This is a genomic window from Kribbella antibiotica (assembly GCF_004349055.1).
Taxonomy (GTDB): domain Bacteria; phylum Actinomycetota; class Actinomycetes; order Propionibacteriales; family Kribbellaceae; genus Kribbella; species Kribbella antibiotica.
The window spans coordinates 1-10,369 of record NZ_SMKX01000236.1 but is presented as its reverse complement, the minus strand read 5'-3'; the positions used below and the strand labels follow the sequence as shown (position 1 = coordinate 10,369).

The following is a 10,369-nucleotide window of genomic DNA, read 5'->3' as shown; positions in this document are numbered from 1 at the left end:
GTTGTGTATAAGAGACACCCCGAAGCCCCCGCCCCCCGGCGTGGCCACGCTTCAAACCGCCGTCGGCCTGATCGTCGGAACCGTAGGCAGCACCTTGACCGAGCTCTCCAAGGCCACCACCTACTGCCAGTCGGAAATGAAGAAAGTCACCATCACCAAACCGACGCAGACCCAACTGCAGAAGTGCGTCACGGCCTACCAGACCGGCGGCACCAAAGCCGTCGACCAGGTCATCCGCAACCTGCTCTCCCTGCTCGGCCTCCTGGGCGTCCTAGGCACCGGAATCCTCGGCGGCTAAGACCCCACCCAGTACGGCGCGCCTGCCCCCACCCCTCCCTAGGCGCGCCTGGCGACGCCACGGAGCTACTCCCCCCCAGCTCCGTGGCGTCGCCCTTTTCTTCTGAGGTGTGTCTCCCCCACGCGGCCGACTACGCGTGCTCCTCCGTCGCCCGCTACGCAGTCCGCTCCCACCCACCCCTTTGCGCGCTCGCACGCTCGCTGCCTTGCTCGCTACCGCTCGCGCCGACCACGGGGCCGCGTGTGGCGAGCTTGGCGTAGCGGGTCGACGCCGGTTCTCCGCCAAGAAGCCCGCGATGCGGAACGCCACAACTGGTCCGCGCGGTTCTCGTTCCTGCCGCAGTTACCAACCACAGATACTGCGAAGTACCAACCGGGTACTGCAAAACTCATCAGGCGCGTGACTTCTGCAGTAAGCGGGTGAAGTTTCGATGCGCCACCCGCATACTGCAGAACTACCCAGATGTGGGTAGTTCTGCAGTAGGTGAGCTCACCGGTCAGCCGGCCGATTGTCTGGACGCAGTTCGACTGTCGTTCTTCCTGAGCTGGCAACGTTGATCAGCCAAGTCGACAGACCCGGCCACCCAGCCTCGACCCAGCTCGCGTAGGCCTGCTCCACGGGTACCCACAGATCTACCCGTCCTCCGTGATGAACCATGTCATCCGTGACATAGGCCCAGGACTCGGCGCCAGGGCCATTGAGCGATGCCGTGCCATCACCTGCCCACCATTGGATCTCAGGTGACTGCCGCCAGAGATAGAGACCGAACTCGCCGGTCTCAAGGACGGACGCCGGCACACTGGTCGGCCGCGCCTCCATCGATTCGGCTCGCTGTTGATGCTCCTCCTCGGTGAACTCCGGCAGAACGTCGCCCACCTGCGCGAACTCGGGCGTGAGCCGAGCGCTCATGAAGTAGCCGCGTGCCGGCATCAAAGCACCCGTCGCGCTCTCTCCGTCCTCGCTGATCGCCACCTTGACCCACGCGCCCAACGTGCTGTTTGAGGGGGACCTGAGGTCGGTGAGGATTACACTCCCAGGCCTCCCCCACCGCAGCCATTCGGCAGGGATATCAGCTACCGCATGAGTCGCAAGAATCCTGTCGTACGAGCCAGGCTGCGGATCGAACGACGGGTGGTAGCCCAAGCCCGCCAGGCGCTCGCGAGCCGGAGCTACCAGTTCCTGATCAATGTCGATGGTCGTGACCGCGTCATCGCCCAGGAGATGGCACAAAATCGCGGCGTTGTAGCCAGTACCTGTCCCGATCTCCAGGACCTTCATCCCAGGCCGAATGCCGAGTTCCTCGATCATGTCGGCCATGAGTGCAGGCATTGAGGACGAGGAGGTATACGTCTCGGATCCGGGCTGTCCTTCGATCGGCTTCAACTGCGTCACGAGGACCGAATTCGAGTACACCGTGGGCAACCAGTCAGGTTGCGACTCGTCCACGATGCCGGACGGAGCCTCCCAGCCCTCTGCGTCAGTCTCGGTGCGGTAATACCGGGGCACGAACACGTGTCGGGGTATGGACGCAAACGCGCGCAGGAGCGCGTCGTCTCGCAAGTTCCCCGCACGTCGAAGCTCCCTGGCCATCGCTTCCGCGAGCGATGGCCAGTCTTCGATAGTGGGTTGGCTCACTTCATCTCCAGTAGGTCGGCGATGGCCGACGTCATTGGCAGACCGGTCTCCAGCTCGAGCCAGTGCCACTGGCCACCGGTGTTGCACTCGTACCAGGCCCGGCCCTCATCATCCTCACGGATGCCGAAGTCGAAAGCACCGAAGACGAGGCCGAACGTCTCCAAGTAGCGGTGGCAGGCGTCTACAACCTCACTCGGTGTGTCGATCACCGAGTACCGGACCAAGTCGTAGTCCCGGCGCCAATCGAGATGTGGCGAGTCAATGCATGCGCATAAGCCGACAGATTGGCAGAGAGGTGATGCCCCCACTCTCGCCTGCGTTGGAACCTCTCCGCCGCAACTCTTCCGCACCAGTGCCTCAGGTTGACCCGATCCGACCCATCCGTAGTCATCACGTAGCAACATCGGCAGAATGTCGTCCGTGAATGAGCGACTCCCCGCGCAAGCGGCTTCAGACAACAAGCCACTGCACGATGACATCGCCGACTCGCTCAAGCTTCCCGCCCGGATCGCATGCGGAGTGGTGGGCACAGTCGCTGGCGCGGCAGGCGGAATCGGAAGTTTTGTCCCAGATTCGAACAGTGGCGGTGTCCCAGTACTCCTAGCTGGCGCTGCGCTGTTTGGCTATCTCGCGATTTCTGGCCAGCGCATCACCCTACTGAAACTGGGCGACAACGAGGCGCGACTCTCGCGTGCCTTCAGGGCGGCGGGACGGGCCCTCAGGGATCCCGATGTCCCCGAGCAGACCAAGGCCGAGATTGCGGAAGACCTCGAACCGATCTCGTCAAAGCTCCCCACCCAGACCCGGCAATCGGTCGACCAAGTCCTTACAGATAGAGACGACGCGTTGAACTACGAGCGCGCGGTCAAAGGTGCTCTCGAATCCATGTTCTCGGAGCAGTACACCGGTGAGATGATCAACAAGCGAGAGCAGTTTGACGCGTTACTCCAGTCGGGCGATGCCTCTCTGGTTGTTGAGATAAAGCATCTGCGCGGGAACCCGTCGCGGATAGGCAAGATGATCGTCCAGGAACTGGCGTGGCAACTCACTACCGTCCCGACTTTCACTGCAGGACTGCTTATCACTAACCAGCCAATCACCCAGCGGCTTGCCGAGCTCCTGGAGCAGGCTGCGCCGCGATACAGGATGGAAGCTGTGACCTGGCGTGGCGCCGAGGATGATAATGCGTTGCGCGCGTCAGTCAGCCGACTCTTGGCCAGCTGATAGACCGCCCGGCGAGTCAGGTCTCGCGGGCTTAGTGGGTTCCCAAGTCAGGGGCTGCTTCTCGTACAACACGCCTGTGGCGGGTGCAGGGTTCGAACCTGCGTAGGCATAAGCCGACAGATTTACAGTCTGTCGCCCATCCAGGGCGGTCTGATGCGCTGCATCTGTCCTCAGATTGCTGACCCGAGAAGCTAGGCCGCTACTCGCAGGCACGTGCGGCAGGCACATGGAGCCCTAGCCGACTCGAATGGATCGAAGCCGACTAGAGCGCCAGGCAACATCTTGCGGGCTCACCCGAAGCAACCCCGGGCCGCTGCGCTGACCTGCGCCACTCGCGGCCCGTGGTCGGGGCGAGCGGTAGCGAGCAGGTCAGCGAGCGTTGCGAGCGCGCAAAAGGGGGCGGGTGGGAGCGGACTGCGTAGCGTGCGACGAAGGAGCTCGCGTAGCCAGGCCGCGTGGGGGAAATTACGCGAAGCGCTTGGCTACCTGCTCGACGCGGTCGACCAGGTTGAGGTCGTAGGCGACGCCGGGGATGTAGAAGATGACGTAGTCGGCGCCAGCCTCAAGAGCAGCTTCTACGCGCAGCGCGATCTCGTCTTCGGTTTCGATGTTGTTCTCGCTGGAGAAGCGGTCCCAGTTGATCGGGCCGCGGGCCTTGTCGGTGGCGAGTTTGGGGTCGTCGCCCTTGTCGATCGGGAAGACGTTGATGCCGGTGGACTTGATGATGGTGTCGTAGTCGCGGTCGAGCTTGTTGCAGTGCTCCTTCAGTACGGCGACCTTCTCGCGGATCACCTCGGGGTTGCCGCCGCCGATGTTGGCGGCGTCGCCGTACTGGGCGACCAGCTTCAACGTGACCTGGGGGCCGCCGCCGCCGATCCAGAGGCTGGGCTTCTTGTTGCCGGCGCCCTTGGGGAGGTTGATCGGGCCGTCGATCGAGTGGTACTTGCCCTTGACGACCGGGCGGTCTTCGGTCCACATCCGGTGGATGATCTCGGTGGCTTCGCGGAAGGCGGCCATCCGCGGCTTCACGTCGGGCCACTCGTAGCCGTAGGCCTTCCACTCGTGCTCGTACCAGCCGGCGCCGATTCCGGCGTACAGGCGGCCGTGGCTGGCGACGTCGACGGTGGAGGCGATCTTGGCGTAGAGGGCCGGGTTGCGGTAGCCGTTGCAGCCGACCATCTGGCCGATGTTGACCCGCTGGGTGTCGCGGGCGAGGGCGGCGGTGGCCGTCCAGCATTCGAAGGTGGTGTTGTCACTGGGCTCGGGCACGGTGTGGAAGTGGTCGAACAGCCAGATCGAGTCCCAGGACTGCTCGTCGGCCCGCTTCGCCACCGCCGTCATTGCTTCCCACTGCTCGACGGGATCGGCGATCTGCGCCAGATCCATTTTCCAGCCCTGCGGCACGAACAAACCGAAACGTGTAGTCATAGCGTCCATCCTTTCCACGCATCGGGCTTCCGGTCCATCCACGCAGCCTTCGAATTCGTTCTCAATCGGAGCACCAGAACTTCTTAATCACTTCCGGCGTCGTACCGGCAGCACTGGATCCGAGGAGGAATCATCACCAAGTTCGACGAGCTCTTCGACCACGCTGCACCGCTGATCGCCGCCGGGACACACTCCCGCGGCGAGCCGCCGTCGGAGGGCGGCCGCTGGCCGTTGTCGGTAATGCTTCCAGCCCGTACGGCGTTCCTAGACGACCTGACCGCGGAAGCCGCCGAACTGGCCGGGCCCGGGCATTGGCAGACCGGCCAACTCGGTTCCGCCCATTTCACCGTCCGGGCGCTCGAGGGCTACCGCGCCGTGATTCCGCCTGACGACCCTGCCGTTCCGCGCTATCTGAGCGCGCTGAAGCGAGCCGGGTCCGGTCCGTTCCGGATCCGCGTGACAGGGCTGACGCTCACCCCCGGGTCGGTGATGGCATCGGCAGAGCCAGTTGACGAAGCGGCCGACGCGTTCATGGATCGGTTCGCGGAGGAGTTGGGTCCGGACGGGTGGTTCGAGCGGCCGCATGGGCGCCGTGACATCTGGTACTCGAACCTCCTGCACTTCACCGGCGACATCCCCGAGCCCGCGAAGCTGATCGAGTGGGTCGCCGACCGGCGACGGTTGGATCCGGTCGAGGTGGTGGTTCCGGCGGCTGAACTGGTGCGGTTCCGCCTGATGGGTGGGGAACGGCCGCACATGCGGCCGGTGCGGTTGTGAGCGAACGGTTAGCCGATGGTGAGCGGGCTCGGCCAGCCTGTGCGCGTCATCCCGTTCTGGTCCGTCGCTCTCGGCGGACCTCAGGAAGGAGCCACGATGTCCACGTTCCGTAAGTCTGCTGCGCTGACCGGTGCACTCGCCGCCGGTGTCCTGGCGGTCTCCCTCGCCACGACCGGCATTGCCTCCGCCGCCACGGTGAGCGGCGGCTGGTACAGCACCAGCGGCGCCTGCAACCAAGCCGGCCGGAACATCACCGGCAATCCGTCCAGCCCGTACGAGGGCTGGTCCTGGAGCTGCCCCTACGTCAGCTCGCACAACCCGCACTACCACCTGGTCCTCAGCAGCTGAGCAGTACCTGCTGGCTTGGCGCCCACGCTCCTGACTACCCCCAGCTGTCGGGGGCGTGGGTATACGTGCGCCCGATCTTGACTGAGAATGTGGCGTGTACTTTCGCGTACTCGGACCGGTCGAGGCGGCCGACGAGCCCATCGCTCTCGGCGGCCGGGAGCGGCTCGTGCTGGCGATGCTGCTCATCAACGCCGACCGGGTCACGCCGTCCGACCGGCTGATCGACACGGTGTGGTCGCGACCGCCGCAGTCCGCCCGGCAGCAACTGCACAACCTCATCGCCCGCCTGCGCCGCAAGCTGGACGCGACCGGGGCCCTCATCGTGACCCGTCCGCTGGGTTATCAGCTCGCTCTCACCGACCACGGACTCGACCTCCACGCCTTCCGGCTGTCCGTCCTCCGCGGGCGGGAGCACCTGCAGGACGAGCAGTACGACGACGCCCGGATCGAGTTGGACACCGCGTTGTCACTGTGGCGCGGGGACGCCCTCGCGGACCTGTCCGGTGACTGGGCCGCAGCGACCCGCGAGTCACTCCACCGCGAGCGGGTTGCGGCCGGGGAAGCACTCGCCCAGGCACAGCTCGCCACACACGATCACGCCGGCGTTCTCGAGACGGTGCAAGCCTTGCTGGCCACCGATCCACTCCACGAAGGTCTACACGACCTTCGACTGCGAGCCCTGGCCCGGAGCGGTCGCCGTACCGAGGCTCTCGGCGCCTACCAGGACCTGCGCCGCCGGCTCGTCGCCGAGTTCGGTGTCGAGCCCGGGCCGGATCTCCAGGAGACCCACTGCAGCCTGCTGCAGGACGTCGACCCGCCGTTGGCGTCTCCTCGGCACGTGCCCCGTCAGCTGCCCCGCCCGATCGCACTGGCCGGACGTGACGAGATCCTCGTCCAGCTGACCGATGTCCTGCGTACGCCTGAACCGCGTCCGGGCACAGTGCTTCTCGTCGGAGCGGGCGGCATCGGCAAGACATCGCTCGCCGTCGTTCTCGCCGACCGCGTCCAGGACGGGTACCCCGACGGCACCCTGTACGCCGAACTGGACGGTACCTCGCGCGAGCCACGGGACCCCGACGAGATCATCGACCGGTTCCTCCGCGCGCTCGGCGCTGCCGCTCCCCCCACCCATGCTCGACGGGAGGAACGGCTGGCGCTCTATCGCAGTGCGATCGCGAACCGCCGCGTGCTGGTGGTGTTGGACGACGCTCTCGACGAGCAACAGGTCCGCCACCTGCTCCCACCGTCGCCGCGTTCGGCCGCGATCGTCACCTCCCGCCACCGGCTCGCCGGCCTCGATGATGTGCTCCGCCGCAACGTACCGACCCTGTCGACCGAGGTCGCCGTCGATCTACTGCAGGCAGGTCGAGACGGGCTCGCCCTGTCCGCCGTGCAACTGTGCGGGCACCTCCCCCTCGCGTTGATGGTCGTCGCGGCCCGGCTGGCGTCCGGTGCCGTCGATCTGTCCGAGGTGGTCGACCATCTCAGCGAGGAGCACATCCGTTTGGACGAGCTCGCGATCGGCGACGTCGACGTCCGGGCCAGCATCGCGCTCTCGTACGACGGGCATCTCTCCGAACCCGCACAGCGATTGCTCCGCCGGGTCGCCGCCGTTTCGGTGACGACCTGGCCGGCATGGTTCGCCGGCGTGGTGCTGGAAGACGACGTACTGCTGGGCTCGCGGGCACTGGACGAGCTTGTCGACGTCCATCTTGTCGAGCCGTGCGGTCGTGATGCCGCGGGACAGCTCCGGTTCACCCTGCACCCCCTGGTGGCGGCATTCGCAGGCGAGCGCGCTGCCCGCGAGGAGGACCTGAGTGCTGTCGCGGACTGTCGCCGTACCGCCACCATGGCCTGGCTGGGGCTGGCTTCGCAGGCCGACGACGGCTTCGGTCACGGACTGCGCCCGGTGGTCGGTCCGGACGGCGCCACGATCCCGGCCGGTCACCCGCCTCGTCGGGTCTCCGTCGCGGCGGAGCAGCCTGCGGCATGGTTCGACGCGGAGATCGACAGCATCCGCGATCTCGTCCACGCGCTGACCCGCGCCGGTGAGCTAAATCTGGCAGCGGCCCTCGTACTGCGCTCGGACGGCTACCTCGTGGTCCGCGGCGAGATGCACGTCCGTGCGGGCCTGCTGCGGCGGGTCGTCGACTGTTCGGACCTGGTGCTGCGCTGGGGCGTCCTGCGGTCGTTGTTCCACACCGCTGCCGAGGCTGGACGGTTCTCCGAGCTGGCTGACCTGGCACAGTCACAGCTCGATGTTGCCCGCAAGCTCGATGCCGGGGCGATGGAGCAGAACGCCCTTGTGCAGCTCGGTTGTGCACTGCGCGAGCTCGGTCGCTTCGAGGAGGCGACGGCACGGTTCGAAGAAGCCTCGTCCGGTGCGATGGCACGCAACGACACCATGATGATTGCCCTGGCGCACGGACACCTCGGCGTACTGCTGGCTCGCACCGGACACCCGGCCCGTGGCGCGGCGCTGATCGCTGAGAACCTGCGGGCTGAACGAGAGCGTGGGCCGTCTCGGCGACTGAGCATCTGGCTCACCACCTACGCCGACTGCCTCGCGCTGACCGGTGACCTGGCGGCGGCCGAGCAGGCGTTGGACGAGGCCGAACAGCTCGCCAAGAGCTTGGAGGACCGCAGCGTCCTTCTCGACGTCGTCCAGACCCGAGCGGCGATCGCGTTGCGCGCCGATGACATCGATCGTGCCGAACACCTCCTCAACGACAGCTCGGCGTCGGTCGGATCGGATGCAGAGCCGACCGACGGGGAGTTGCGCCTGCGCGCCGACATCCTGCTCGCCCGTGGGCGAGCAACTGAGGCGCTCCCGTTGCTAGAGCGAGCCCTACTCCGGCATCGGCGCGAAGGCGTCCGACTCGAGCTCGCCCAAGACCTGGCCCGACTCGCTGCGGTCCACGCGGCCCTGGGCCAGCAGGATCGAGCCAGGCAACAACACTCGGAGCTTGTCGTTCTGCTGCGAGACCTTGGGATCGGTGTCGACGATCTACAGCTTCCCGCGGTCGTTGCGCAGGCCGGAGGATACAATTTGCTGGAGATTTCTTCGGAATAACGAAACGTGGAGGTCGGCATGCTGGCTGTGGTGGTTGGGGCCGGAGGGGGGATCGGCGGAGCGTGCGCGCGACAACTCGCTGGGCAGTACGCCACGGTGCTCTGCGTCGACCGAGACCTCGGCGCCGCCGAACGCACCGCCACGGCTATCGGGACCAACGCGCTGGCGCTGGCGGCGGATGCTGGCGATGCGGGGTTTGGGCGACTCGTTGGAGCGCGGGCCGCTGAGCTTGGGCCGGTCGGGTGTGCGGTTTATGCGGTCGCCTACGAGGAGCACACGCCTGCCGTTGAGCTGACTCGTGAATCATTGATGCTGAGCCTGACCGTCGGGCCGGTCGGGGCGTTCGAGTTCTTCCGCGGACTGACGCCGGCCGAAGGAGCGTCGTACGTCGCGATCGGGTCGCTGCACGAAAAGCAGCCGTTCGCGAACTGCCTTGGCTACAACGCCGCGCACGGCGCACTCGGGCAGGTCGTGCGGACGCTCGCCCACGAGTGGGCCGACCGCGGGATTCGGGTGAATGCCGTCGTACCGGGGTGGATCATGACGCCGGGCGAAGAGGAACTCTACGGCGCAGAGGAGCTCGCGACCGCGGGTCGGCTGCTGCCGCTCGGACGGCATGGCCGGCCGGAGGAGATCGCGGCCGCGGTCGGCTTCCTGGCGTCGGAGGCGGCCGGCTATATCTCCGGATCGTTCCTGACCGTCGACGGCGCGTTGTCCACCTCGCTCGCCCGGCTCCGAGGGGTCTGATCGTGAAGTATGTCTGCGTATTCGCTCACCCCGACGACGAAATGCGCTGTCTGGGAACGTTGTTGCGGTTGCGCGATGCCGGGCACGAGTTCGCCTTCGTGACCATCACAACCGGCGACAAAGGACTCCCGTATCACCCGCCCGAGGAGCAGTTGCGGGCTGCCGATATCCGCACGGTGGAGATGCAGGAGGTCGCGGCGCATTTCGACGCCGAGTACGTCAGCCTCGGCCGCGAGGACGGTTTCGTCTTCGAGGACGCCGAGCTGCGCGCCGAGCTCATCCACACCCTGCGCCGGCTCGGGGCCGAGATCGTCTTCACACACTGGACGACCGACTACAACCCCGACCACGTCCTCACCGCAAAACTCGTCACCGACGCCGCCCTGCTCGCGCCGCTCTCGTCGTTCGCGCCAAGCCCGGGAGTCCTCCCCCAAGCCCCAAGGATCTGGTACGTCGATCCTGGGCCAGGCCACGGTTTCGAGGCCACCCACTTCGTTGCCTTCAGCCCCGAATACGCGGCCCGCAAGGCGGAGTTGATCCGACTGCACCGCAGCCAGATGGACGTCATGCGCGAACTCAGCGGCGGAACCGACTACGCCGACCAGCTCACGGCGTACGACCAAGTCACCGCCCAACGCCTCCTGGTCGAGCACGCGGAGTCCTTCCGCCCCTGCCTAACCGACCGCCGAATCCCCTGGCCCTCCGACCTCCCCGGCCGCCTCACCGACCCCATTTGATGGGCTGACCCACCAAACGCGGCTCGGCGGACCCCCATTTGATGGGCTGACCCACGGGAGTGTGGGTGGGCTAGCTGCATGCGGTGGGCTCTCCCACAACCC

9 protein-coding genes, 1 tRNA gene and 1 pseudogene are annotated in these 10,369 nt (G+C 66.4%); 7 read left to right on the top strand and 4 right to left on the bottom strand.

Features of this window, described 5'->3' with window-relative positions; translation table 11 throughout:
- Window positions 1–298 (top strand): annotated as a pseudogene (locus E1263_RS40655) (lytic transglycosylase domain-containing protein); the annotation flags it as partial.
- A gap of 489 nt (window positions 299–787) precedes the next feature.
- Here E1263_RS40655 and E1263_RS40650 read toward each other — a convergent pair.
- Window positions 788–1,933, bottom strand: coding sequence for an rRNA adenine N-6-methyltransferase family protein (locus tag E1263_RS40650; protein WP_132177524.1), 1,146 nt, complete (start codon window positions 1,931–1,933; stop codon window positions 788–790).
- Window positions 1,930–2,142, bottom strand: a complete 213-nt coding sequence (locus E1263_RS40645) for an MvdC/MvdD family ATP grasp protein (protein ID WP_202869293.1) — start codon at window positions 2,140–2,142, stop codon at window positions 1,930–1,932. Before E1263_RS40645 ends, E1263_RS40650 begins: the two co-directional genes overlap by 4 nt.
- A gap of 211 nt (window positions 2,143–2,353) precedes the next feature.
- Here E1263_RS40645 and E1263_RS40640 point away from each other — a divergent pair, with 211 nt between their 5' ends.
- Complete coding sequence (locus E1263_RS40640) at window positions 2,354–3,157, top strand: hypothetical protein (RefSeq protein ID WP_132177520.1); 804 nt, start codon at window positions 2,354–2,356, stop codon at window positions 3,155–3,157.
- 77 nt (window positions 3,158–3,234) lie between these two features.
- On the opposite strand, the gene E1263_RS43050 is transcribed toward E1263_RS40640, so the two are convergent.
- Together E1263_RS43050 and E1263_RS40635 are read right to left on the bottom strand one after the other, a co-directional pair.
- Window positions 3,235–3,355: transfer RNA gene (locus E1263_RS43050), tRNA-Tyr, on the bottom strand.
- 267 nt (window positions 3,356–3,622) lie between these two features.
- Complete coding sequence (locus tag E1263_RS40635) at window positions 3,623–4,585, bottom strand: LLM class F420-dependent oxidoreductase (RefSeq protein WP_132177518.1); 963 nt, start codon at window positions 4,583–4,585, stop codon at window positions 3,623–3,625.
- A 240-nt stretch (window positions 4,586–4,825) separates the two neighbouring features.
- Here E1263_RS40635 and E1263_RS40630 point away from each other — a divergent pair, with 240 nt between their 5' ends.
- From E1263_RS40630 to E1263_RS40610, 5 genes are all read left to right on the top strand, one after another.
- Window positions 4,826–5,362, top strand: a complete 537-nt coding sequence (locus E1263_RS40630; protein ID WP_132177516.1) for a hypothetical protein — start codon at window positions 4,826–4,828, stop codon at window positions 5,360–5,362.
- A 96-nt stretch (window positions 5,363–5,458) separates the two neighbouring features.
- A complete protein-coding gene (locus tag E1263_RS40625; RefSeq protein WP_132177514.1) occupies window positions 5,459–5,710 on the top strand; it encodes a hypothetical protein in 252 nt (83 codons plus the stop codon).
- Window positions 5,711–5,804: 94 nt separating this feature from the next.
- Entirely contained in the window at window positions 5,805–8,783 is a 2,979-nt protein-coding gene (locus tag E1263_RS40620; protein ID WP_132177512.1) for an AfsR/SARP family transcriptional regulator, read from the top strand.
- Window positions 8,784–8,801: 18 nt separating this feature from the next.
- Window positions 8,802–9,530 (top strand): SDR family NAD(P)-dependent oxidoreductase, encoded by a 729-nt coding sequence (locus tag E1263_RS40615; RefSeq protein WP_132177510.1) that lies wholly within the window; start codon window positions 8,802–8,804, stop codon window positions 9,528–9,530.
- Between the two features lie 2 nt (window positions 9,531–9,532).
- Window positions 9,533–10,267, top strand: coding sequence for a PIG-L deacetylase family protein (locus tag E1263_RS40610; protein ID WP_132177508.1), 735 nt, complete (start codon window positions 9,533–9,535; stop codon window positions 10,265–10,267).
- Window positions 10,268–10,369 lie beyond the last annotated feature (102 nt).

Excerpts from the sequence above, each read along its gene's own strand:
- E1263_RS40630 (WP_132177516.1), top strand. The coding sequence starts at position 4,826 with ATGCTTCCAGCCCGTACGGCGTTCCTAGACGACCTGACCGCGGAAGCC.
- E1263_RS40615 (WP_132177510.1), top strand. The coding sequence starts at position 8,802 with ATGCTGGCTGTGGTGGTTGGGGCCGGAGGGGGGATCGGCGGAGCGTGC.
- E1263_RS40635 (WP_132177518.1), bottom strand. The coding sequence starts at position 4,585 with ATGACTACACGTTTCGGTTTGTTCGTGCCGCAGGGCTGGAAAATGGAT.
- E1263_RS40625 (WP_132177514.1), top strand. The coding sequence starts at position 5,459 with ATGTCCACGTTCCGTAAGTCTGCTGCGCTGACCGGTGCACTCGCCGCC.